Annotated in this window: 22 protein-coding genes; 20 read left to right on the top strand and 2 right to left on the bottom strand. The window is 39.2% G+C overall.

Features of this window, described 5'->3' with window-relative positions; translation table 11 throughout:
• The first annotated feature begins 2 nt into the window (after positions 1-2).
• The 15 genes from AAV98_RS01580 to AAV98_RS01510 all read left to right on the top strand — a co-directional run bounded on the left by AAV98_RS01580 (position 3) and on the right by AAV98_RS01510 (position 15,726).
• Positions 3-1,025, top strand: coding sequence for an ABC transporter permease (locus tag AAV98_RS01580; protein ID WP_060663797.1), 1,023 nt, complete (start codon positions 3-5; stop codon positions 1,023-1,025).
• On the top strand, positions 1,003-1,797 hold the full coding sequence (locus AAV98_RS01575) for an ABC transporter ATP-binding protein (RefSeq protein ID WP_060663796.1): 795 nt from the start codon (positions 1,003-1,005) through the stop codon (positions 1,795-1,797). The genes AAV98_RS01580 and AAV98_RS01575 overlap by 23 nt, the downstream gene beginning before the upstream one ends.
• Before the next feature lie 15 nt (positions 1,798-1,812).
• A complete protein-coding gene (locus AAV98_RS01570; RefSeq protein WP_060663795.1) occupies positions 1,813-2,034 on the top strand; it encodes a hypothetical protein in 222 nt (73 codons plus the stop codon).
• An 824-nt stretch (positions 2,035-2,858) separates the two neighbouring features.
• Positions 2,859-3,254 carry a thioesterase family protein gene (locus AAV98_RS01565; RefSeq protein WP_060663794.1) on the top strand — a complete coding sequence of 132 codons (396 nt, stop codon included), beginning with the start codon at positions 2,859-2,861 and terminating at the stop codon, positions 3,252-3,254.
• A gap of 24 nt (positions 3,255-3,278) precedes the next feature.
• Positions 3,279-4,415: a Leu/Phe/Val dehydrogenase gene (locus AAV98_RS01560; RefSeq protein WP_060663999.1), complete on the top strand. Its 1,137-nt coding sequence runs from the start codon at positions 3,279-3,281 to the stop codon at positions 4,413-4,415.
• A gap of 16 nt (positions 4,416-4,431) precedes the next feature.
• Complete coding sequence (gene pdhA, locus AAV98_RS01555) at positions 4,432-5,496, top strand: pyruvate dehydrogenase (acetyl-transferring) E1 component subunit alpha (RefSeq protein ID WP_060663793.1); 1,065 nt, start codon at positions 4,432-4,434, stop codon at positions 5,494-5,496.
• 32 nt (positions 5,497-5,528) lie between these two features.
• The gene (locus AAV98_RS01550; RefSeq protein ID WP_197284218.1) at positions 5,529-6,491 is read left to right on the top strand and encodes an alpha-ketoacid dehydrogenase subunit beta; all 963 of its coding nucleotides are present in this window, start codon (positions 5,529-5,531) and stop codon (positions 6,489-6,491) included.
• A 21-nt stretch (positions 6,492-6,512) separates the two neighbouring features.
• Positions 6,513-7,763 (top strand): dihydrolipoamide acetyltransferase family protein, encoded by a 1,251-nt coding sequence (locus AAV98_RS01545; RefSeq protein ID WP_060663998.1) that lies wholly within the window; start codon positions 6,513-6,515, stop codon positions 7,761-7,763.
• Entirely contained in the window at positions 7,764-9,200 is a 1,437-nt protein-coding gene (locus AAV98_RS01540) for a dihydrolipoyl dehydrogenase family protein (protein WP_060663791.1), read from the top strand.
• A 117-nt stretch (positions 9,201-9,317) separates the two neighbouring features.
• Complete coding sequence (gene hppD, locus AAV98_RS01535) at positions 9,318-10,436, top strand: 4-hydroxyphenylpyruvate dioxygenase (protein WP_060663790.1); 1,119 nt, start codon at positions 9,318-9,320, stop codon at positions 10,434-10,436.
• A gap of 57 nt (positions 10,437-10,493) precedes the next feature.
• Complete coding sequence (gene hisC, locus AAV98_RS01530) at positions 10,494-11,582, top strand: histidinol-phosphate transaminase (RefSeq protein WP_060663789.1); 1,089 nt, start codon at positions 10,494-10,496, stop codon at positions 11,580-11,582.
• A gap of 19 nt (positions 11,583-11,601) precedes the next feature.
• On the top strand, positions 11,602-12,210 hold the full coding sequence (locus AAV98_RS01525) for a flavin reductase family protein (protein ID WP_060663788.1): 609 nt from the start codon (positions 11,602-11,604) through the stop codon (positions 12,208-12,210).
• 18 nt (positions 12,211-12,228) lie between these two features.
• Complete coding sequence (locus AAV98_RS01520) at positions 12,229-13,140, top strand: fumarylacetoacetate hydrolase family protein (RefSeq protein WP_060663787.1); 912 nt, start codon at positions 12,229-12,231, stop codon at positions 13,138-13,140.
• Between the two features lie 204 nt (positions 13,141-13,344).
• A complete protein-coding gene (locus AAV98_RS01515) occupies positions 13,345-14,496 on the top strand; it encodes a homogentisate 1,2-dioxygenase (protein ID WP_060663786.1) in 1,152 nt (383 codons plus the stop codon).
• 393 nt (positions 14,497-14,889) lie between these two features.
• Positions 14,890-15,726, top strand: a complete 837-nt coding sequence (locus AAV98_RS01510) for a CAP domain-containing protein (protein WP_060663785.1) — start codon at positions 14,890-14,892, stop codon at positions 15,724-15,726.
• 42 nt (positions 15,727-15,768) lie between these two features.
• Here the strand turns inward: AAV98_RS01510 and AAV98_RS01505 are convergent, their stop codons facing one another.
• Both AAV98_RS01505 and AAV98_RS01500 read right to left on the bottom strand, forming a co-directional pair.
• On the bottom strand, positions 15,769-16,146 hold the full coding sequence (locus tag AAV98_RS01505; RefSeq protein ID WP_060663784.1) for a hypothetical protein: 378 nt from the start codon (positions 16,144-16,146) through the stop codon (positions 15,769-15,771).
• A 90-nt stretch (positions 16,147-16,236) separates the two neighbouring features.
• Positions 16,237-17,601: an MATE family efflux transporter gene (locus AAV98_RS01500; RefSeq protein WP_060663783.1), complete on the bottom strand. Its 1,365-nt coding sequence runs from the start codon at positions 17,599-17,601 to the stop codon at positions 16,237-16,239.
• Positions 17,602-18,019: 418 nt separating this feature from the next.
• Here AAV98_RS01500 and AAV98_RS01495 point away from each other — a divergent pair, with 418 nt between their 5' ends.
• The 5 genes from AAV98_RS01495 to AAV98_RS01475 all read left to right on the top strand — a co-directional run bounded on the left by AAV98_RS01495 (position 18,020) and on the right by AAV98_RS01475 (position 23,990).
• Complete coding sequence (locus AAV98_RS01495; protein ID WP_060663782.1) at positions 18,020-18,802, top strand: TerC family protein; 783 nt, start codon at positions 18,020-18,022, stop codon at positions 18,800-18,802.
• A gap of 150 nt (positions 18,803-18,952) precedes the next feature.
• A complete protein-coding gene (locus tag AAV98_RS01490; protein WP_060663781.1) occupies positions 18,953-19,825 on the top strand; it encodes an ATP-binding protein in 873 nt (290 codons plus the stop codon).
• Between the two features lie 10 nt (positions 19,826-19,835).
• The gene (locus tag AAV98_RS01485) at positions 19,836-21,758 is read left to right on the top strand and encodes a vWA domain-containing protein (RefSeq protein ID WP_060663780.1); all 1,923 of its coding nucleotides are present in this window, start codon (positions 19,836-19,838) and stop codon (positions 21,756-21,758) included.
• A gap of 345 nt (positions 21,759-22,103) precedes the next feature.
• Positions 22,104-22,748 (top strand): phosphatase PAP2 family protein, encoded by a 645-nt coding sequence (locus tag AAV98_RS01480; protein WP_060663779.1) that lies wholly within the window; start codon positions 22,104-22,106, stop codon positions 22,746-22,748.
• Positions 22,749-22,784: 36 nt separating this feature from the next.
• Entirely contained in the window at positions 22,785-23,990 is a 1,206-nt protein-coding gene (locus AAV98_RS01475) for an MFS transporter (protein ID WP_060663778.1), read from the top strand.
• The last annotated feature ends 24 nt before the right edge of the window (positions 23,991-24,014 follow it).

Raw genomic sequence — 24,014 nt, 5'->3', positions numbered from 1 at the left:
ACATGATTACAGCAATTTTTGGTTCAGTCGAATTGGGAATCATCTATGCCATCATGGCCCTAGGGGTATATCTTTCCTTTAGGGTCCTTGATTTTCCCGATTTGACGGTAGATGGAAGCTTTGTAACAGGTGCTGCCGTTGCTGCGACAATGATTGTCAGCGGGTATAGTCCCGTTACGGCAACAGTGGTAGCGATGTTTGCAGGATTTATCGCAGGCTGTATTACTGGCTCTTTACATACGTTTGGAAAAATCAATCCCCTTTTATCTGGTATTTTAATGATGATTGCTCTTTATTCCATTAATTTGCGAATAATGGGAAGATCCAATGTACCATTATTAAATAGTGATACTTTTTTCACAAACATCCGTTCCTGGTGGGGGAATACAGGGATAGATGAGTTTTTAAACAATATCTTCACATCTGTTGGATTAGCCAATTTCTTACCGAGAACATGGGGCATTATCGCCATTATGTTAATTGTGACTTTTGCGATAAAAGTTTTAACTGATTTGTTCTTAAAAACGGAAATCGGTTTGGCAATCAGAGCGACAGGTGATAATAAGCGAATGATTCGAAGCCTTTCTGCCAATACAAGTGGACTGGTTATTCTTGGTTTAGGGATTTCAAATGCCATGGTTGCATTCTCAGGTGCTCTTATTGCCCAGCATGGTGGGTATGCAGACGTTGGAATGGGTATCGGGATGATTATCATCGGATTGGCATCTGTCATTATCGGAGAAGCCATTTTCGGTACAAGAACGATTGCTTGGACCACGTTTGCCGTTATCGGTGGCGCAATCATCTATCGAATTGTCGTGACGCTAGCATTAAGGGTGGAGTTCTTAGAAACAGGTGACTTAAAAGCCATAACGGCCACCATTGTTATTTTGGCACTTATTACTCCTAAATTCATTGAAAGTTATAAAGATAGAAAGCGAAAGAAACAGAAGTTGTTAAAGCTTGGAACTCTTCATTCTGCCAATGAAAAGGGGGATCAACGTGCTACACTTAACACAGATTAACAAAATTTTTAATGAAGGAACATTAGATGAAAAAAATGCACTTGATACCATTAACCTTTCCTTGAAACAAGGAGATTTCGTCACCATCATTGGTAGTAACGGTGCCGGTAAGTCGACGCTAATGAATATGATTTCCGGTGTGCTAACGCCTGATACCGGAAAAGTTGAGATTGATGGGCGTGATGTCACCTATTTGGCAGAACATCGAAGGGCAAAATATATTGGAAGAGTGTTTCAGGACCCGATGGCAGGAACGGCGCCCACGATGACAATTGAAGAGAATCTAGCAATGGCTTATTCGCGGAATAAGAAAAGGACATTAAAAATGGGTGTCACAAAAAAGAGAAAAACTTATTTCAAAGTAGTACTGGAGACGTTGCACCTTGGTTTGGAAAACAGACTGAGTGCAAAAGTTGGATTACTTTCAGGTGGGGAAAGACAAGCACTGTCCCTTTTGATGGCAACATTCACAGAACCTGATATCCTTCTTTTAGATGAGCATACGGCAGCTCTCGATCCATCTCGTGCAGAATTGATTACCAACATCACAAAAGAAATCGTTGCAGATAAAGGCTTGACGACATTGATGGTAACCCACAACATGCAGCAGGCACTTGATCTTGGGAATCGATTAATTATGATGGACAAAGGACAAATTATTCTGGAAGTAGGAGAGGATGAAAAGAAATCTCTTACTATTGAACGATTGCTTTCTGAATTCCAGCGAATACGCGGACAAGCAATGACCAACGACAGAGCATTACTAAGTTGATAATAGAAGGGGGGAATGACCTGGTCATTTCCTCTTTTTTTATTGTTTAAGAAGATTGAATTGTGGTTAGTCCTCAGAGTAGTTCTTGATCACCGTTATGGAGACCTCAGAGACGAGGAAACAGGAGTAGAGAAGTCTCAATGCCCGAAGCATAGTGGGAAAGAAGGAAACGGTAACAGAGAAGGCGTCTCAATCATGCCCGGAAAGAGTGGAAAAGCAGAGGAGCGGTCGTCATAGGAGGTGTATGACGACAGGTGAGGGTGAAAAAGTAGAGGAGTCGTCGTCATAGGAAGTGTATGACGACAGGTGAGGGTGAAAAAGTAGAGGAGTCGTCATTATAGGATGTGTATGACGACAGGTGAAGGTGAAAAAGCAGAGGAGCGGTCGTCATAGGAGGTGTATGACGACCGGTGAAGGTGAAAAAGTAGAGGAGCGGTCGTCATAGGAGGTGTATGACGACAGGTGAGGGTGAAAAAGCAGAGGGGCAGTGGTCATAGGGGATTTATCCTTAGATCATGTTTTAACTATTTTTGCACATTAATATGGACTTGACTCCTCATCACCGTTATGAAGACCTCAGTGACGAGAAATTAGGAGTAAAGAGGTCCTCATCGCCACCGATATGAAGGTAATTGAATTAGTCAAAGAGATTCGCACGACTTCCACTTCAATCAACAAGAAAGCTACATTAATTTAAGAGGTTATAAAAAAGGAAACTTTAACTGAAGTAGCTGATAATGCATTCATTTAACATGCAATATTCAGCAGTGTATTGGAGCAAAAGGCGAAGACTCCAGCGGGGGAGTAACGGTAGGTTGAGACCCCGCAACGAAGTGAGGAGGCTCAAGCACCGTCCCGCGGAAAGCGAAGCCATTTGCGGAAAGGAACAGCGGTGATAAATCAATTAACAAAATTTTTTAGGTTCAATATTTTTGTTTTCTTATAAAGAGCAAAACCATTTATGATTGACTATTTATAAAATTTCTACAATTTATTGACGGTTCATTTAACGGAATGTTATTATAGCGTTGAATAAACGTTATACGTTTTGAGGTGAACACATGAAGCGGCAACTAACGTTAGGTACGAAACATTCCATTCAAATCACCGTTACCAACAAAATGTTTGCCCAGTTTGAAGGTGAATTAATTCATCCCGTGTATTCCACCGCAATGATGGTCTATCACATGGAGTGGGTTTCACGGCAAATGATATTAGAAATTTTAGAAGAGACGGAAGAAGGAATGGGTGCAGAAGTTAAAGTGAAGCATCTTGCACCGGCAACAGAAGGAACAATGTTGACGTTAGAAGCAACGGTAGTGGGTCTTAAGAAGAACTTCATCATCACAAAAGTTTTAATATTTTCTGAAGATCGCGTTGTTGGAGAAGGGGAAGTTACGCAGGTAGTATTACCAAAGAGAAAAATCCAAACGATGATAGACTATAAGAAAAACTGAAAAAGGGTGGTTGCTTTGACAAATATGAAAACGCTTACTTCAGAAGTTGGAGGAATGGAGATGTTCGATAAAATTCAACAACACCAACAAGTAGTCTTTTGTAATGATCCAGATACTGGGTTGAAAGCCATAATTGCCATACATAACACAACGCTAGGACCAGCTTTGGGAGGATGTCGAATGCAACCATATCAATCTGTGGATGCTGCATTATATGATGTTCTCCGTCTTTCAAAAGGGATGACCTATAAATGCGCTGCAGCAGATGTTGATTTTGGTGGTGGGAAAGCGGTTATCATTGGGGACCCGAATAAAGACAAAACTCCAGAATTATTTAGAGCGTTCGGTCAATTTGTTGAATCGTTAAATGGTCGTTTTTATACTGGCACCGATATGGGAACATCACCGGAGGATTTCGTGCATGCTTTAAAAGAAACCAATTGTATTGTAGGTGTGGATGAGGTGTATGGAGGAAGTGGGGATTCCTCCGTACCAACAGCTCAAGGCGTTATCTACGGAATTGAAGCGACAAACCTTACACTATGGGGTTCGAAAAATCTTTACGGAAAAAGTTATGCAATCCAAGGATTAGGAAAGGTTGGGGCAAAAGTGGCAGAGCAGCTAATGCATGCTGGAGCAGACATTTATGTATCTGACATCAATGAATTCGCCATTAACCAACTGGTCGCCAAAGCGAAAGAGATTGGAGCAGGTATCAAAGTGGTTGGCGGAGATGAAATCTACTCGGTTGATGCAGATGTGTTTGTACCGTGCGCACTTGGTGGAATCATCAACGACCAGACGATAGAACAGTTGAAGGTAAAAGCAGTGGTAGGTTCAGCCAATAACCAGCTGATTGAAAATCATCACTGTGCAATGCTGCAAGAAAAAGGGATCCTTTATGCTCCAGATTACATCGTCAATGCCGGTGGACTGATTCAAGTCGCAGATGAACTATATGAACCAAACAAAGAACGTGTTCTTCGCAAAACTATGGCTATCTATAATTCTTTAATGGATGTTTATAAAGAAGCAGAGAAAATGAATATTACGACAGTGGAAGCGGCAAATAACTTCTGCGAACAGAGATTAGTAGATAGAAGCAGAAGAAACAGCTTCTTCACTCATTCCAAGCGACCAAAATGGTCAGTACGAGTTTAATAGAGGGGGAAATAAGGTGATAAATCAATTTCCTATCATTCAGATTATTGATAATCAAGGTAACATCCTTGATAAAACGTATGAAGAAAGAATTACAGAAGAACTTGCAAAGTCTATGTATAGACATTTACTTAGAATTCGCACTTTTGACAAAAAATGTATTAGTCTTCAACGACAAGGCCGCATCGGTACCTATGCTCCTTATGAGGGGCAAGAAGCTTCCCAGGTAGGGAGTGCAATGGCATTGGAGGATGAAGACTGGCTATTTCCATCTTATAGGGATCATGGTGCTACCATGACGTTCGGTCATTCCCTTCGCAATATTCTCTTGTTTTGGAATGGAAGAAATGAAGGGTGTATTCCGGCAAATGGGAAAAAAGTATTTCCACCGGGGATTCCAATAGCAACACAGCTTCCACATGCGGTAGGCGCAGCCTATGCAGAGAAAAGAAAAGGAACGAAAAATGCAAGTATCGTTTATTTTGGTGATGGAGCAACATCTGAAGGTGATTTTCATGAAGGGTTAAACTTTGCAAGTGTTCTTAAGGCGCCGGTTGTGTTTTTTAACCAGAACAATCATTTTGCTATTTCTGTACCTCTATCCAAACAAATGAATACTGAAACAATTGCTCAGAAAGCACTTGCTTATGACATGAAAAGTGTTCGTATTGACGGGAATGATATTTTTTCTGTTTATTTTCATACGTTGGATTCTTTAGAAAAAGCAAGAAACGGCGAGGGACCAACCTTAATTGAAGCGGTAACATGGAGATATGGAGCCCATACAACTGCTGATGACCCAACCAAATACAGAGACCAATCTGAAAACGAGAAACGCCGTGAGAATGACCCTGTTCTTCGATTGGAACGTTTTATGAAAAATCAAGGCTGGTTTACAGAAGACTGGAAGGAATCAATGGTAGTAGAGCTTTCTCAAGAAGTCGATACTGCAATAGAAGAAATGGAGAACTTTCCAAAGGCAGATCCTGCTGACATGTTTGACTATGTGTTTGAAAAGCCGACATGTGGAATTGACCAACAGAAAAAAGAACTTCTTCAACTGATGAGAGGTGAAGTATAGTGGAAACGGCATTGAAAACGAAAACATTGACAATGGTTCAAGCAATTACAGATGGGTTGGATACCATGCTCCGTGAAAACGAACATGTCCTTCTTATGGGGGAAGACATTGGAGTAAATGGGGGTGTTTTTCGTGCCACAGAGGGCTTGCAAGAGAAATATGGCGAAGACCGTGTTATGGATACACCTTTAAGTGAAGCTGGTTTCATTGGAGCTGCAATCGGCATGGCGATAAATGGTTTTCGTCCAGTTACAGAAATACAATTTCTTGGATTTATTTATCCTGCCTACGAACAAATCATGACGCATGCATCAAGAATCAGGGCTAGAACGATGGGGCATTATACCGTCCCTATGGTCATCCGCGCACCATATGGAGCTGGAGTTAGGGCACCAGAAATTCACTCAGATAGTACAGAGGCAATTTTTACTCATATGCCGGGAATCAAAGTAGTTTGTCCATCTAATCCATATGACGCCAAAGGATTATTAATTGCTGCAATCGAGGATCCAGATCCTGTTCTGTTCTTAGAACCAATGCGATGTTATCGTTCTGTCAGAGAGGAAGTACCAGAAGGAAAGTATTCAGTAGAAATAGGGAAAGGGAAAATTTGCAAGGAAGGGGAAGATGTCACGATTATTGCGTGGGGAGCCATGATTCCGGTTGCCCTTCAATCTGCGAAGAAACTAGAATCTGAGGGTGTAAGTTGCGAAGTGATTGATCTAAGAAGCCTGTACCCGATTGACAGAGATATTATTGCAGAATCTGTACAGAAAACTGGTAGAACGGTTATTGTGCACGAAGCGCATGCGGCAACAAGTGTTAGTGGAGATGTTCTTGCTATTATTAATGAGACATCATTCCTCCATCAAAAGGCACCAGTGGAGCGAGTAACGGGATTTGATGTGCCTGTTCCTTATTTCGGGTTTGAAGACTACTACCTTCCAACTACTGACAGGGTGGTTGCGGCAGTAAATAAAGTGATGAAGTTTTAGTGAAAGGGGGTTCAACATATGATCGAGGTCAAACTTCATGATATTGGGGAAGGCATGACACAGGCTGATATTTTATCTTTTTTTGTTAAAAAAGGAGATAAAGTAAAGCCAGATGAGCCTTTGGTTGAGGTGCAAACGGATAAAATGACAGCTGAAATACCGGCACCACTTGCTGGAGTCATCAAAGAAATATTGGTTAAAGAAGGGGAAACCATTTCAGTTGGGACCACCTTATTTTTGTTAGAAGCTGAATCAGTTGGGAACAAATTAACTACGCCTCCCAATTTGACACATACAAACATTTCTACAAAAGCTGAAGAAACAAAAAGAGAGCACCAACCACAAACAAAGCCTCAATCATTTAGAATCATGGCGGCTCCATATACAAGAAAGATTGCGAGGGACGCTGGAGTTAATCTTGAACAGATTAAGGGGACCGGTCCTGCTGGAAGAATCACAGATGAGGATGTATATAGATTCATAGAGAGTTTAAAGCAGCCTGCTCAAATGGATGAAGTAAAAGAAAAACCAGTTCAGGAAACTCAAACCAAAACAGAATTAAAAGATCAACAAGAACCTACCACTGTCATTCCATTCAGAGGTCGAAGAAAACAGATAGGTAAAAAAATGTCACAGTCACTTCTTACGATACCTCATTGCACTCATTTTGAAGAAATAGATGTGACAAATATTTTAGAACTCAGAGAGATTTGGAAAAAAAGCAATCAAAGCATATCAGCAACTGCTTTATTCTTAAAAGCCATATCCATCGCCCTAAAGGATTATCCAATCTTTAATGCCAGATTGAATGAGCAGGAAGAAACAATAGAATTAATGAAAGAACATCACATAGGAATAGCTACCGATACAGAAGATGGACTAATTGTCCCTGTGATCCGTAATGTAGAGAAAAAGTCATTAAAAGAAATACATGACAATTTAAAAGAGTTAACAAAAAAGGCACAGGAAAATAAGCTTTCCATGAAGGAATTGACTGGCGGCAGTTTTACCATCAGTAATGTTGGTCCTCTTGGAGGAAGTATTGGCGCTACACCAATTATCAATCAGCCGGAAGTGGGCTTGATCTCCTTCCACAAAACCAAAAAGCGACCAGTTGTAAATGAACAGGATGAGATTGTAATACGTTCCATTATGAACATTTCCATGTCCTTTGATCACCGTGTAGCAGATGGGGCTACCGCTGTTGCATTTACCAACAGGCTGACTCAACTCTTAGAAGAACCAAAATTACTAATGCTGGAGCTGGTTTAAATGGTTGTAGGTGAACTTACTCAAGAACGTGATGTAATAGTAATTGGTGGAGGGCCGGGGGGCTATCACGCTGCAATTAGAGCGGCTCAATTAGGTCGACAAGTTACCATTATTGAGAAAAACAAACTTGGCGGCGTCTGTTTAAATGAAGGATGTATACCATCCAAAGTACATACTGCAGCAGCGCAATCTTTCCAAAGGATGGGACCTTTTCTACAGCTAGGGCTAGATACTAGCGGTGTAACATTCGACTTGCCAAGGTTACAGCAACACAAAAAGAAGGTTGTGGAGCAATTGATTCAAGGTGTTATAGCATTATGTAAAGCTAATAAAATTGAGATCATAGAGGGAGAAGCCTCCTTTATATCCGCCAGTAAAATAGGGGTGGAGAATGGGCATCAATATGATACGTTCACTTTTAATGATGTCATTATTGCTGCCGGTTGTAAAAAAGAGCCGATCGCCGAAATACATCATCATGCTCTAACACCTACGTCGATATGGACCCTTGAACAATTGCCAAGTGAGCTTATTTTATATGGAAACGATGATTTCACCCTTGAAGCTGCAACGACTTTTAACAGTTTAGGCTCAAAGGTGACATTGATTCTTCCACCAGAACAGCATGATTTTACATTTGACCCATCTATAAACAAAGAACTGCAGCGACAGTTGAAAAAACAAAAAATAAAGATTTATAAGGCTCATACTACTCCTCAGTTCATGTTCGACGATGTTCAGTGGGAGGTGGCTTTTGAGCAAGGTAAGAATGAATCAGTTATTTTAGAAAGTTCACATTCTTATTGCGCAGAAAAAAGAAAACCTTCAACGGAATCATTGGGTATTCAACGTTTAGGCATTCATTTGAGTGATGAAGGTTTTATTAAAATTAATGCAGCATGCCGTACTAATATTGCCTCCATTTATGCTATTGGCGATATTACGGAAGGCCCTGCCTTGGCAGTTAAAGCCATCAAACAGGGAAAGGTGGCGGCGGAAAACATTGCAGGTGAACCATCCGAGTGCGATTTTACGTTTTTACCTAGAATCGTTCAGTCCATCCCTCCAATTGCATCTGTCGGAATGACTGAAACAGAAGCGATTGAAAAAGGATTTGACGTGAAAGTTGGAGAAAGCAGCCTGCAATCAAATGGTTATGCCAGTATTCTTGGCCAAAAAGAGGGTTTCACTAAAACTGTTACTGACGCCAAAACAGATCTAGTATTGGGTATACATATCATGGGAGCCCAAGCGGTAGAAATGATTAGTACCGGAACACTTGCTGTAGAAATGGTTGCAAGACATGAAGATATGTTGTTTCCTTCCTACCCTCATCCGAGTGTAAATGAAAGCATGTGGGAGTCGGTAGAGGATCTAGAAGGAAAAGCAATTCATAAGGCCCCAAAAGTGACAAAACAAAAAGTAACTTCGTCATGACACGTTGGCGCGTCAAAGCATTCTTGCTTTAAATGATACTCTTGCAGAGTATGAAAAAATTAGATTATATTATATTCAGAATAATAATATTTTTAAAAAAGTTCGGGAGGGGTAATTATGAACGTAGAAAAAACAATGCAATTAAAAGATCAAGCAGAAGAAGTTTTTCCCGTAAAAGATGTTGACTATTTAGAGATCTACTCCGGCAATGCCAAACAAGCTTCTCACTTTTTCGCCACCACATTCGGATTTACACCTATAGCCTATTCAGGACTAGAGACAGGCAATAGAGAAACCGTTTCTTATGTTTTAAAACAACGTAATGTACGACTTGTCATTACCGGTTCCCTTAAACAAGATACAAAGATCTCTGAGTTTGTTAAAAAGCATGGCGACGGAGTCAAGGATATTGCGCTTGTCGTGGAAGATGTTGAAAGTGCTTACAACGGTGCGGTGGAAAGAGGAGCAATAGCTATCCAGCCTCCACAAGAGATGACAGACGAGCAAGGAACATTGAAAAAAGCGGTTATTGGTACATATGGAGATACCATTCACACATTGGTTGAACGCAAGAATTATAATGGGGTATTCATGCCTGGATTCAAAGCATATACGAACTCCACCCCGGTTAAGGACGCTGGAATTATCGGAATCGATCATGTGGTGGGGAATGTAGAGCAAATGGAAGAATGGGTTGCTTATTACGAAAAAGTGATGGGCTTTAAAGAAATGACTCATTTCACTGATAAAGATATAAACACAGAATATTCCGCACTAATGTCTAAAGTGATGCACAATGGGGGCAGAATTAAATTTCCGATTAATGAACCTGCGGAAGGAAAAAGAAAATCACAAATTGAAGAGTACTTGGAGTTTTATAATGGCGCCGGTGTTCAACATATCGCCATCTTAACCGAAGATATTGTTCAGACAGTGAGCAAATTAAAGGAAAATGGGGTTGAGTTCCTTAATACTCCTGACACTTACTATGAAATGCTGTCAGAAAGAGTTGGAGAGATTGATGAGGAAATCGCAAAGCTTCGTGAGTTGAGCATCCTGGTTGACAGAGATGATGAAGGATATCTCCTTCAAATCTTTACAAAACCAATTGTAGACAGACCAACTTTATTCATTGAAGTGATTCAACGTAAAGGTGCAAAAGGATTTGGTGAAGGAAACTTCAAAGCGTTATTTGAATCCATTGAAAGAGAACAAGAATTAAGAGGAAATCTGTAAGCAAGTCAGTATGGGGAGGACCAGTTCCTCCCTTTTTTATAGGAGGTAGATGAAAGCATGGCGGTAAAAGTTAGAAGCCGAGAAATTCTCCAGCATATTGCTGCCTACCCTTTAGGGAAAAGCTTGCAGGATTTACAGAAGGAATTGGGAATTACAAGTATAAGAAACATGTCTGAAATAGAGAATGTGTTTGGATGTTCACCGCTTGTAAAAAAACAATTAATGCAAAGACTAGACCATCTTTTTACATACCCAGACGGTTCCGCTAGAGCTCTTTCTACCAAATTGGGGGAGTTTTTGGGAGTAGCACAAAATCAGTTGTTCATCGGGAACGGTTCAGATGAAATAATTAGGCTGCTCATTCGAGCTTTTCTCAATATAGACGAAGAAGCTATTATGGCTGATATGACATTCCCGAGATATAAAACCAACGTCTCTATTGAAGGGGGCAAGCCGGTGATCGTTCCATTAAAAAATGGGGTGCATGATTTGTCGGCCATGCTAGCTACTATTACAGAAGAGACAAAAATGATTTTTGTCTGCAATCCTAATAATCCAACAGGAACAATCGTAAATAAGGATGAACTTGTATCATTCATTGAAAAAGTACCTGAGCATATCTTGATTGTGTTAGATGAAGCGTACTATGAATATGCAACAAATGAGGAATATCTTCAATCGATTCCGCTTTTAAAGAAACATGACAATCTGGTTATATTAAGAACGTTTTCTAAAGTATATGGCCTGGCTGGATTAAGAATTGGTTATGGCATTATGAATCCTTCCATATCAACAGAATTAAACAAAGTAAAAGAGGTTTTCAATGTTAATCAGCTTGCTCAAGCAGCTGCAATGGAAGCCATTATGGACCAGGAATTTAGAAGAGAGTGTATCCTTCGTAATGAAGAAGGAAGAGCATACTTGGAGAAAGAACTAGACGAACTAGGTTATACCTATTACCCTACTCAAGCGAATTTCATGATGATACATATAGGCAGAGATGGAAATGAAATGATGCAAAGGTTGTTAACGAAAGGGATCATGGTGAAAACAGGTGCTGCTTTGGGATATCCAAAAAGTATCAGGGTTACCATTTGTTCTATGGAAGATAACCGTTACTTTATCGAGACATTAAAAAATTTGTAGCAAAGTGCAGGTGACGAACATGAATATTCAACCAAGCAATCTTACCTGGAAAGATGCGTACAAGCTCATGGTGGGCTCTATCTTACCAAGACCTATTGCACTAGTTTCTTCTATTGATAAAGAAGGTGTTGCAAACATTGCTCCTTTTAGCTTTTTTACTGCTATCAGTGCAGAGCCAATGTTAGTCTGCTTTTCTCCCATGAGAAGAGGGGCAGATGGGTCGAAAAAGGATACCTTATTGAATATTGAAAGTACAAAGGAGTTTGTCATCAATATTGTCAGTGAGGAAATAGTTGATCAAATGAATATTACAGCAACGGAATTCCCAAGCGAAGTGGATGAATTTGAAGAATCGGGTTTCACGAAAGAGCCTAGTCTCCTAGTTACACCTCCACGCGTGAAGGAAAGCCTTGTTCAAATGGAATGCACTCTTCACCAAGTGCTGCATTTTGGTGATCTACCAGGTTCAGGAAGCCTTGTTATTGGAAAAGTGGAGAGTTTCCACCTATCAAATGATCTTTATTTCGATGGAAAGATTGATACAAAGAAATTAAATCCGGTAGGCAGAATGGCAGGTAGTATGTATACCAAGGCTATAAGTGATATGTTCGAACTTCAACGTAAATAAGAAATGTGAGGGATTGTCATGAAATATATTACCTTTAAAAATAGCTCTGGAGAGATTAAAGCCGGGTGGATAAATCATGACATGGTTGTTGATATGAATGAAGCATCAGGTGGTCTGTTACCAAGTGACCTTCTTCTATTGATAAACCAATATGAAAAATACCGAGATATAATAACACTTCACTTAGGTAGTGATAGCCACACAGGAAGATATAAAAGAGAAGAAGTAACCCTTCTTGCACCTATACCTAGACCAGTAAGCGTCCGAGATTTCTACGCATTTGAGGAACATGTAAAGACTGCAAGGGCCAGAAGAGGGCTGGATGTGATTCCAGAATGGTATGAGATTCCCGTTTTTTATTTTACAAATCATTTGGCCATAAAGGGACCAGATGAAGTAATTAAAAAGCCATTAGCCTGTGAGTGGATGGATTATGAGCTGGAAATTGCTTGCATCATTGGAAAAGAAGGTAGAAATATTAAAGCTGAGGATGCGGATGATTACATTTTCGGTTATTGCATCATGAACGACTGGAGTGCGAGGGACCTACAAGCAAAAGAGATGAAAGTAGGATTAGGGCCGGCAAAGGGGAAAGACTTCGCCACATCTTTGGGGCCTTATATTGTAACACCAGACGAACTTGCATCTTACAAATCCAAAAACGGGTACAATTTAGAAATGACCGCTTCAGTTAATGGTAGTTTACTTTCCAACGGAAATTTCGAACACATCCATTATTCTTTCGCTCAAATGATAGAAAGAGCTTCAGCTGATGTTACATTATACCCGGGAGAAGTGATAGGATCGGGAACTGTCGGAACAGGTTGTATCTTAGAACTTGGCACTGACGTCCACCGCTGGCTGCAACCAGGTGACGAAGTAGAACTATCCATCACTGGCCTAGGCACATTAAAAAACACAATTAGATAGGTTGTTACAAAAAGTAATATTTAGCAATGAGTGGAATCGAGCGGAAGGCACTCGACTCCGGCGGGAGGTAGCAGTAGACTTGAGACCCCTAAGTGTAGCGTAGCCGATCAGGCTCAAGCACGGCCCCGCGGAAAGCGAGTGCCTGCAGCGAAAAGGAACGTTCTAACATTAAGTAACAACTAAACAATATAATGAGGTGAGCTCATGTATTATCGTAAAATGGGAGAAATACCACACAAACGCCACACCATGTTCAAAAAAGAAGACGGCACTCTATATAGAGAACAAGTAATGGGAACCAAAGGTTTCTCAGGCACACAATCTATCCTCTACCATCACTACCTGCCCACAGAAGTAGTACAATCAAACGTGCTTGGCAGCTATTTGCCTGAATATGAAGAACAAGAAGCCCTTAACCACAGGCACCTACTTACTACATCTATTGAGACCAAAGGCAATGCACTTGATGCCAGAGAATATCTATTAGGAAACAGTGATTTGTTAATTGGTACAGCTCTGGTAACAGAACCGATGAAGAATTATTACCGGAATGGTGACGGAGATGAGCTTCTTTTCATTCATTATGGTTCAGGTAAAGTAGAAACCATGTTCGGAACAATTACATACCGCCCTGGTGATTATGTAACAATACCAATCGGCACTATTTACCGAGTAGTTCCAAAAGAAGAAACGAAAATCCTCTTTCTCGAATCTTTCAGTCAATTAACCACACCTAGAAGATACCGAAATGAATATGGCCAGATGCTCGAGCATAGTCCATTTTGTGAGCGTGACTTCAGAGGTCCTGAAACATTGGAAACATACACAACAAGAGGAGAGTATGAGGTAGTTACTAAAACAAGGGGTTATTTGCATTCTCACGTACTTGGGCACCATCCGCTTGATGTTGTGGGGTGGGACGGTTATCTTTATCCATGGGTATTTAATATTGAAGATTTCGAACCAATAACAGGCAGAGTCCATCAACCACCTCCAGTTCACCAGACATTTGAAGGTCATAACTTTGTTGTTTGTTCCTTCGTGCCAAGATTATACGACTACCACCCAGAAGCGATACCAGCTCCGTATTATCATAGCAATGTTAACAGTGACGAACTGCTCTATTATGTTGCAGGCAACTTCATGAGCCGCAAAGGAATTGAGGAAGGTTCGATTACCTTACATCCATCGGGAATTCCACATGGTCCTCATCCAGGTACGACGGAAGCAAGCATAGGGAAGAAAGAGACTTTGGAGCTTGCGGTTATGATCGATACCTTTAAGCCGTTGAAAATAGTAAAAAAAGCTCACACTATTGAAGATAAGAAGTATATGTTCACTTGGATAGATAAATAGTGATAGGTGATAAACACCAGGCTTATTCAAAGAGCTTGGTGTTTTATTTAAAAGTACAGGAATTTTCATCCAAAAAAGTAAGATTTCCTGTAAACACTGTAACATAACCGAAGTAATTTGTAATAAAAAGGACTGTATAAAAACTTGTCAACACCATTTTTTTAGTATAATTTTAATCTAATTCATTTTACTGGAAAAACCCTCGACAAACTGTTTAAAAGTGTCTTCCGTGTCATCCGTTGATAAACAAAGAGTTTTGAAGTATATGGATAATTATTGAAATCCTTTAAATTTATTCCCCATATTATTCCTCTAATATTACACAAATCCCATGATATGATTTTCGTGTAGCAAGAAAGCAACACAAAAAACTTTCAAGGGGGAAACACACCTATGAAAATCAACAAAAAGTCTATCATCACTGCTGTAACTACTGCAGCTGTATTAACAGCGGCTCCATTCGGAATGAATGCCAAAGCCGAATCAAACAATGCTCCAACAAAACCAACGTGTGACTTAACAAACAAAGTCACTTCATTTAATATGAATAAAGCATTCACTAACCAAGAAGATGCAAAGGCGTTCTTAGACGGTTATGTAAAAGAACTTGAAGAAAAATACGGTGTAAAAGTTAATTTAAATGGCGCACCAACTGCTGAAGCAGCTGAAAAAGAAGCACCTAAGCAAGAAGCTCCAAAACAAGCTGAGCAGAAACCTGCTGAAAAAGTAGAAGCACCTAAAGAAGAAAAAGAAGCTCCTGCAGAGGCACCAAAACAGGAAGCTCAAGCACCACAACAACAAGCTCCACAGCAAAATGCTGAAAAACCAGCAACTGAACAAGCAGCAGGTGCTGTAAGTGAATTTGAAAAGAAAGTAGTAGAGTTAACAAATGCGGAACGTGAAAAACAAGGTCTAGCTCCTTTACAGTTAGATGAAGAATTAAGCAAAGTAGCAAAAGAAAAGTCTAAAGATATGCAGAAAAACAACTACTTTTCTCATAACAGCCCAACTTACGGATCTCCATTTGATATGATGAAGCAATTTGGTGTAGAATACCGTACAGCTGGTGAAAACATTGCACAAGGTCAACAAAGCTCTGAAGAGGTAGTAAATGCTTGGATGAATTCTGAAGGACATCGTGCAAATATCATGAATGAAAACTTCACTCATATCGGTGTAGGCCATGTAGAAGAAGGCAACTACTGGACACAAATGTTTATTGGAAAATAATATAAGAACAAAGGAAAAGGCAGCCGGCAGGCTGCCTTTTTGCTATGTTTCTATTTTGAAGCGTTGATCACAACGTTCCATAAAAAAGTAGGCTTTCTTTATTTGTTGAACCACTTTTGGAATACTGTTAGGGTTCATCCGGTTGATTCCAATATCCTGCAAATAGGCAAAAACCACCGCCAAGGAAGGTAATAGAAAATCAGAACTTAAAAGATTTGCATCGTATTCAATTAAGATTTTTATTTCTCTTTTTAACTTTACTTTGTACCTTTTGAATTGTAGGATCAAGTCCTCATGTAATGTTGTCTTCTGCTCATAGTTTGCCTTTGCATAGCTTTCTAACAAATCAAGGAGATTTTTAAGCTCATGTCGAAAATAATGTAAAGAAGCACTTACTTTTTCCATATCATAATCATTCATCTGTAATACCTCACTTAAAAAATTATCATATGACTTTTTTCGACAATTTCCTACACAACTCCTTTTTTATTCCTATAAGAATAGTTTTATTTATTTTGCAGTTGCTGACATAGTCATATATCTATTCTGAAGTATGCTTAATCGCCAAGAAAGCCCAAGTGCTCCTGCAGCTAAACCGCAAATTAAACCAATCCAATAGCCAAACGCTCCGAAATCAGTATAGTTTGCCAATATATAGCCAATCGGTAAACCAATAATCCAATAAGATACAAAAGCAAGCATAAACGTAACATTTACATCTTTATACCCTCGTAAAGCCCCCTGTATTGGTGCAGCAATGGCATCAGAAAGCTGAAAGAAAATGGCATATAAAAGGAAAGCAGTCGTTAGCGCAATAACTTCTGGATCTTTTGTATAAAGGAATGCGACTTCTGCTCTGAAGAAATAAAGAAGTACAGCACAAATGGAAGAAAGAAGAACTGCAGAAACTACCCCCATAATGGTGTATTGTTTAGCATCTTGAATTCGTCCGGCTCCGACTTCAAACCCGACTAAAATGGTTAAAGCCATTGAAATACTTAGCGGTATCATGTAAAGAAGGGAAGCAAAATTCAATGCTACCTGATGAGAGGCTATTGTCACAGTGTCAAAAGAACTCATCAAAAGAGTCACAGCTGAAAAAATACTCGTTTCAAAGAAAATGGAAAGTCCTATCGGAACCCCAATCAGTAATATTTCTTTCCACTTTGAAAAAGATAAGGGATATAATTTTTTGAAAAGTGGGTACTTAGTAAATGGTCTCTTCTTTAGAACAATATATAAGGAAATGATCATAATCAACCAATAAGTCAAAGCAGATGCCACTCCTGCCCCAATACCGCCCAGGGCAGGGAGTCCAAGTTTGCCGAAAATTAATAAGTAGTTTAGTAAGACATTAATAGGTAATGACATTAGAGTGATAATCATTGATGTTCTCGTGTGCCCTAATGCATCAATAAAACATCGAAGTACTGTATAAACAAAGAGCGGTACTATTCCAAAACCAAGTGCAATTAAATAGTATTTTGCTACATATCTAACTTCTGATTCTAAGTTCATACCAGTAAGAATAGGATTGATTAACACAGCCCCAATACAAATAACAAGTATACTCATGGCAAACGCGACATACACACCTTGGGTAATAGAAAAAGGGACACCCTTTGTCTTTTTAGCACCAACAAGCTGTGCGACAATAGGAGTGATAGAGAGTAGTATTCCGCTTAGTCCTGTGTATACTGGGACCCAAAGTCCAGAAGCAATCGCAACACCAGCCAGGTCCGAAGCCCCTACGTTTCCAGTCATCATGATGTCAAAGAGATTCATGGAAAATAAGCCGAGTTGGGTAATAAGAATGGGAACAACAATTTTAATAAAGAGATTTACACGCTCTTTATAGGAGAATACTTGATGCATAATAATGCCACGACCTTTTATTTGAAGTAATTAATAATGTTATGGATTATATCATAAAACATTTATTTAGAGTGTAGAAATAAACTAATTGAAATTTAAGAAAATGGACTTTCCCTTTATTGACTTGAGAAGGATCAAATAATGTGTTGACACATTTCTATAAAGCTACTAGAATAGGTTTATATTAAAACTACATATGCACAAGCCCAATCAAAGGGGAGTAGCTATGAGAACGATATTGCCGTCATGACGTGACTGAATTAATCAGCACCGGCTTTATCGGCAACGAAAATGTTGTTAGCAAGACCTTTGCCTAAACTGGAAATTGGACAGTTCTAGGTAAAGGTCTTTTATGTGTTCATAAAAGCCTTTGCCTATTTCCAGGAGAGGCTTTTGTTATGTAAAAGGAGAGGAAACCATGGAGATATCATTATTATTGGAATATGGCTGGGTTCTTCTTGTCTTGATTGCACTTGAAGGTATATTAGCGGCTGACAACGCACTAGTACTAGCAATTATGGTTAAACACCTTCCGGAAGAGGCTCGTAAAAAGGCTTTGTTTTATGGTCTGGCAGGAGCACTCGTCTTTAGACTTGGATCGTTGTTCGCCATCTCATTCTTAGTAACTATTTGGCAAGTACAGGCGATTGGAGCCGCATACTTGCTGTTTATTGCACTCAATCATATTTGGCGAAGATTCGCCGTAGCAAAAGTCGAGCATGCTGCTACTGTTGACAAGCCAAAGAAACAATCTGGTTTTTGGATGACAGTTTTTAAAGTAGAAGTAGCTGACATTGCTTTTGCAGTGGACTCTATTCTTGCAGCTTTTGCATTAGCTATGACGTTGCCCAAAACAAACCTGCCAAACGTTGGTGGAATTGATGGTGGGCAATTTATTATCATTTTCCTCGGTGGATTTATCGGGGTAGTTATCATGCGTTTTGCTGCTACCTTGTTTGTAAAATTGTTAAAAGAAAGACCGAGTTTGGAAACAGCCGCATTTCTAATTGTTGGTTGGGTAGGTTTCAAACTGGCTATGTATACCTTGGCACATCCAAGTGTTGGCGTACTTCCATATCATTTCCCACACAGTCCGCTGTTTAAAGCGATGTTCTGGATTGTCTTGATCGGAATCGCTGTTGGTGGCTGGATTGTTTCAGGAAAGAACAAAGTAGTCCAAGAAGTGGATAGCATTAAGTGAGATAACTCTTTTTACTTCAAGTAACATGCAATTATTGATATAATATATTAGGCTGTTGACAATCCCTTGTCAGCAGCCTTTTTCAATAATACGATATCTAAGGCCATATTGTGAGATACTAAATGGAATAAGGTTAAAGGAGACGGAAAGATGTTTGCTATAGATCAATTACCTACAGCTATTCAAGAAAAGATAAAACGTAATAAAGAAAATGAAAGTGTTAGTTCCCTTATTGGATCGGCAGGTTATACATCAGCAGATGATGATGTTTTGTTTGATTGTGTTATTGCTTTATCTATGGGGAAAAACGTTCTGTTAAAAGGGCCAACCGGTTCTGGGAAAACAAAATTGGCGGAAACCTTGTCATCCATCTTTCATCAACCGATGCATAGTATCAACTGTTCAGTAGATTTAGATGCTGAGGCATTACTAGGGTTTAAGACCATTCAAAATGATGCAGGAAAAGCGACAATAGAGTTTGTTCCAGGTCCAGTGATCAATGCAATGAAACAAGGAAATCTTCTGTATATTGATGAGATAAATATGGCGAAGCCTGAAACTTTGCCGATTTTAAACGGAGTATTGGACTACCGTAAAACCATTACAAATCCTTTCACAGGCGAAGTAGTAAAAGCTAATCAAGAATTTGGTGTTATAGCTGCCATCAATGAAGGATATGTGGGAACGGTCCCATTAAATGAAGCATTGAAAAATCGTTTTGTTGTCATTGATGTGCCATATGTGCAGGGTGAGGTTTTACTTCAAGTCTTGAAGAGTCAATCCAAACTCGAAGATGAAAAGTTACTCAATAAATATGTGACGTTATCTTCTGATCTTATTGCTCTAGTTGAAAATGGAAATCTATCGGAAGAGGCTGCATCTGTGCGTGCACTATTAGATACTTGTGATTTAAGTGTATATTTGCCACCGCTTAGAGCTATTAAGCGTGGAATTGTTGAAAAATTGGAAGATGATAGAGAAAAAGCGGCTATCTTAAACATCGCACAAACTTTGTTTGAATGAGGAGATTATCTTGAGACCTATCGTTTTTAATGATAAAAAAATTGATTCCTTTCTATTTATGGAGTTATCAGACTTAGCGACTTCCCTTTCAAAAAAGAAGAACCTTGAAGTGGAATATGCATTCAAGTCCTACTATGATCCATATTTGAATAAACTGTTCATCAGTTTATTTTGGGACAATCATCCCACTTATGAAAAACTACAAGGCATGAAAAGCGATGTGTATTTACGAAGTGTCGGGTCTGTTGTTCATACAGACTATAAGGTGATTAAACAACTTTTTGCTTTTATGAAAAAAACACACTTATCAAGCTTTAGCAGACAATTGTTTATACTTATGGAAGACATAAGACTTGAAGAATTATGTAAACGAGAGCGCCCGGGGACCACTAATACCTTTCTGGTGAGAAGAGTGGAGTATCGCAAATATTTTAGAAGCCAGCTTACAGTCAATTTGGAAAGAAATATCATGACAGATGCACTGTACAATCTATTGTATCTACTATTAACATCTGATAATCCTTTGGAGGAAGTACCTCAACTAAATGAGGAATTAGACCTTTCCCTTTCATTCATCCGGGACGAAATGGCGAAATCTTATGTAGCAAAAACGACGAAAGATATTTTGCGGAGCGTTCAAGTTATCGTGGAAGTACTGGAAGATCTCTTAGAGAAAGATATGCTTAACACGTATTTTTTCCTACCGGACTTTTCAGAGACGCCAGAAGACGTATCTCCAACCTTTGATGAGATGAAGAGAAAAAGCGAATTGAAAAATGACGATATAAAACAACATGATAATGAAGATGACGAAGAAGATGTACATGAAGACAAGCTTCCAACTTGGCACCGTGAATCAGAAAGCAACAATAAAAGCTTTCTCCAGTTTGATATGGAACAAGGAACAAAAACGGACCTAATGGGGGAAGGCGTACGAGAAGGGGAAGATGGAGACCAGGCAATGGGCTTTGTCCAAGGTGAAAGTCAGCAGACTAATAAAAATGATTACTCAAAGCTAGAAGCACTAGATGTTCTAAATGATACAAAAAAAGAAGGAGGAAGTGGCGCGGAATTTGGGAAAGAGAACAAATACGCCTATCCTGTCTTCTTAAAGCCTGAGAAGATATCAGCAGAACACTATTCAGATTATGAGGAATATAAATTGTTCGTCTCCACGTATCAGAAAAAATTAAAACAATTGATACAAAAAACGTTGGAGCACAAAAAAATTATGCCAAGAAGTGACCTTCCATTCGGCAGATTAAGTAAAAAGCTCTTACCGTGGTTTACCGAAGAAAATCCAAGAGTATTTTATAAAAAAGATAATCCCTCCATTGAAATTGATGCTGTCTTCTCTCTATTAGTTGATTGCTCGGCTTCGATGTTTGATAAAATGGAACAGACCAAATATGGAATTACTCTTTTTCATGAAGCGTTAAAATCCGTTTTTGTTCCACACGAAGTGGTAGGATTCTGGGAAGATACGAATGATGCCACTAAAACAAGCCAACCGAACTACTTTAAAACAGTAATAGATTTCAACTCAAGTCTCAGACCTGCTTCAGGGCCAGAGATTCTGCAGCTTGAGCCAGAAGAAGATAACAGGGACGGTTATGCCATCAGACATATGACCAAAAGACTTGTGCATCGGAGTGAAAAGCAAAAATTCCTACTTGTCTTCTCCGACGGTGAGCCAGCAGCGATGGACTATGAAAAGAACGGCATAGTAGATACCCATCAAGCGGTCATGGAAGCCCGAAAAAATGGACTTGAAGTAATCAACGTGTTCTTGGCTAACGGCGAAATTGATGAAGGACAAGTAAAAACCATTCAAAATATGTATGGCAAGTATAGTATTTTAGTGCCGGATATTGAAGAGTTACCAGATGTGCTCTTTCCCCTATTAAAAAAATTATTATTAAAAAGCTTATAATACAAGCGTTTAGGCTAACTCTAAAGTACAAGGAGTTAGCCTTATTTTTTGGAGGCCACTGAAAAACTGATAACGTAAAGTTTTTTTTGATTCCTAGCTGGTGAGTGGAGCAAAAGGCGAAGACTCCTCGAAAATGCTACGCATTTTCTTCGTGCGATGAACCGCTGCCGAAGCCTTCCTTGTCCTGAGGGAGATAGCGCTAGGTGGAGACCCCGCAGGCGAAGCCGAGGAGGCTCACGTCAGCCCCTAGGAAAGCGAAGCCATTTGCGGAAATCAACAGCGGTGTTTATAAAAATACTAAAATCAAGACTTTTTCAGTGGCCTTATTTTTTGGGGAGTGACATCATGATTAATTACATATATCCTAAGACAATGTTTAAAGCAAGCGTTGTACTTTTTTTACTTTTCCTTATAGTAGCTTTAATGACAAGGATAGAAGTAATGGAATTTTGGGACAAGAGGATTGGTGAAAACCTCTATAGAATAGGTGATATAGACAGATTTTTTATCTTTTTATCTATCATAGGGTCGAAGCTTTTTTTCTACCCTGCGTTAGTCATCATATCAATCTGCTCTTTTATCAAAAGAAACTGGTTTCTAGCATTATTTCTCTGGATTAACCTTCTAGGCGTACGTTGGCTAAATACCCTGTTAAAGATAATATTTTCCAGAGATAGACCAAGCTTAGATCAAGTTGTAGAGGCAGGCTTCTATAGCTTTCCAAGTGGACACTCCATGAATTCTATGGCTTTCTACGGTGCTATAGCATGCTTGTGTTATATACTAATTAATAAAATTTGGTTAAAGAATACACTAATGATTTGTTTCCTATTTTTAATAAGCTTAATTGGACTTAGCAGAATATATCTTGGAGTTCATTATCCACTTGATGTTTTAGGCGGATTCTTCATGGGTGCTTCTTGGCTATTGTTTTTATTGGGAGTTTGGATTAAAATTTCGAGTGGCGAATTAATTCGTTCCGTGGTATAGTTTTCTTAAACATCACAAGTGATCGGAGAAACTATCATGTGGAAAAATCGGAATGTATGGATTATTTTAGTTGGGGAATTTATCGCAGGTTTGGGTTTATGGACCGGTATAATTGGAAATTTGGAATTTATGCAAGCTTTGGTACCTTCTGATTTTGCCAAATCACTCATATTATTTGCAGGATTACTGGCCGGAGTGATGGTAGGGCCGTTAGCCGGCAAAATTATTGATTCAACAAGTAAAAAGCGAGTGATGTTAGTATCAGGATTTGGTCGGATGATTAGCGTGGTATTTATGTTTTTAGCGATTGAATACCAATCTATTATGTTTATGATCATTTTCATGATCGCCATTCAACTTTCAGCCGCATTTTACTTTCCAGCATTACAATCATCTATTCCATTGATTGTGAAGGAAAAAGACTTATTAGAGATGAACGGTGTTCATATGAATGTGTCCACTGTATCTAGAATTGCTGGAACAGCCCTGGCAGGAGCGATGCTTGTCATAATGAGTTTATCTTCCTTATATATGGCATCCATGGTTGCTTATGGAATTCTATTCTTACTTACCTTTTTACTGAACTTTGAAGAACCAACCGATAACGATTTACTTGAAGGCAAGAGCAAAAAGTCTGGTGACTTTAAAGAAGTTCTGCCGGTGTTAAAGGAAACGCCAATAGCTCTTACCGTATTGATTCTAACATTTATCCCATTTTTATTCATTGGGGGTTTCAATCTGATGGTCATCAATATAAGTGAAATCCAAGATGATCAAACGATTAAAAGCTTGATCTATACCATTGAAGGTGTCTGCTTTATGATTGGTGCATTTACCGTAAAGCGCATTTCAAATGATAAAAATATGGTACCTTTAATGTTTTTCTTTGTTACGTTGATTGCCATTTCTCATTTGAGTTTGTATTTTGCAGATATGAAATGGATGACTCTATTTTCTTTTGGGTTGTTTGGATTGGCTGTTGGATGTTTCTTCCCGATTGCAGCAACTATTTTTCAAACAAAAATACCAAAAGAATACCATGGACGGTTTTTCTCGTTCCGTAATATGCTTGATCGGGTGCTCTTCCAGGTAGTGCTCCTAGGAACAGGGCTTTTCCTTGATACCATAGGACTTCAGATGATGGCAATCGTATTTGGAATGCTTTCTTTAACATTAATTTTGATATATGGTTTGAGACTATTTCGACATCCTGTGGCAGTTGCTGAACAAAAAACACCTTAACGGGTGTTTTTTTGTGTTTAATAA

This window comes from Bacillus sp. CHD6a (assembly GCF_001293645.1).
GTDB lineage: Bacteria > Bacillota > Bacilli > Bacillales > Bacillaceae_I > Sutcliffiella_A.
The sequence above is the reverse complement of the archived record's forward strand: the minus strand, read 5'-3'. Positions and strand labels throughout refer to the sequence as shown.

Bases quoted from the DNA above. Each gene is read 5' to 3' on its own strand.
- AAV98_RS01475 (WP_060663778.1), top strand. From the start codon at position 22,785: ATGTGGAAAAATCGGAATGTATGGATTATTTTAGTTGGGGAATTTATC.
- AAV98_RS01525 (WP_060663788.1), top strand. From the start codon at position 11,602: ATGAATATTCAACCAAGCAATCTTACCTGGAAAGATGCGTACAAGCTC.
- hisC (WP_060663789.1), top strand. From the start codon at position 10,494: ATGGCGGTAAAAGTTAGAAGCCGAGAAATTCTCCAGCATATTGCTGCC.
- AAV98_RS01570 (WP_060663795.1), top strand. From the start codon at position 1,813: ATGACCTGGTCATTTCCTCTTTTTTTATTGTTTAAGAAGATTGAATTG.
- AAV98_RS01500 (WP_060663783.1), bottom strand. From the start codon at position 17,601: ATGCATCAAGTATTCTCCTATAAAGAGCGTGTAAATCTCTTTATTAAA.
- AAV98_RS01505 (WP_060663784.1), bottom strand. From the start codon at position 16,146: ATGAATGATTATGATATGGAAAAAGTAAGTGCTTCTTTACATTATTTT.
- hppD (WP_060663790.1), top strand. From the start codon at position 9,318: ATGAACGTAGAAAAAACAATGCAATTAAAAGATCAAGCAGAAGAAGTT.
- AAV98_RS01565 (WP_060663794.1), top strand. From the start codon at position 2,859: ATGAAGCGGCAACTAACGTTAGGTACGAAACATTCCATTCAAATCACC.
- AAV98_RS01560 (WP_060663999.1), top strand. From the start codon at position 3,279: ATGAAAACGCTTACTTCAGAAGTTGGAGGAATGGAGATGTTCGATAAA.
- AAV98_RS01490 (WP_060663781.1), top strand. From the start codon at position 18,953: ATGTTTGCTATAGATCAATTACCTACAGCTATTCAAGAAAAGATAAAA.
- AAV98_RS01495 (WP_060663782.1), top strand. From the start codon at position 18,020: ATGGAGATATCATTATTATTGGAATATGGCTGGGTTCTTCTTGTCTTG.
- AAV98_RS01550 (WP_197284218.1), top strand. From the start codon at position 5,529: ATGGTTCAAGCAATTACAGATGGGTTGGATACCATGCTCCGTGAAAAC.
- AAV98_RS01580 (WP_060663797.1), top strand. From the start codon at position 3: ATGATTACAGCAATTTTTGGTTCAGTCGAATTGGGAATCATCTATGCC.
- AAV98_RS01480 (WP_060663779.1), top strand. From the start codon at position 22,104: ATGATTAATTACATATATCCTAAGACAATGTTTAAAGCAAGCGTTGTA.
- AAV98_RS01540 (WP_060663791.1), top strand. From the start codon at position 7,764: ATGGTTGTAGGTGAACTTACTCAAGAACGTGATGTAATAGTAATTGGT.
- AAV98_RS01510 (WP_060663785.1), top strand. From the start codon at position 14,890: ATGAAAATCAACAAAAAGTCTATCATCACTGCTGTAACTACTGCAGCT.
- AAV98_RS01520 (WP_060663787.1), top strand. From the start codon at position 12,229: ATGAAATATATTACCTTTAAAAATAGCTCTGGAGAGATTAAAGCCGGG.
- AAV98_RS01515 (WP_060663786.1), top strand. From the start codon at position 13,345: ATGTATTATCGTAAAATGGGAGAAATACCACACAAACGCCACACCATG.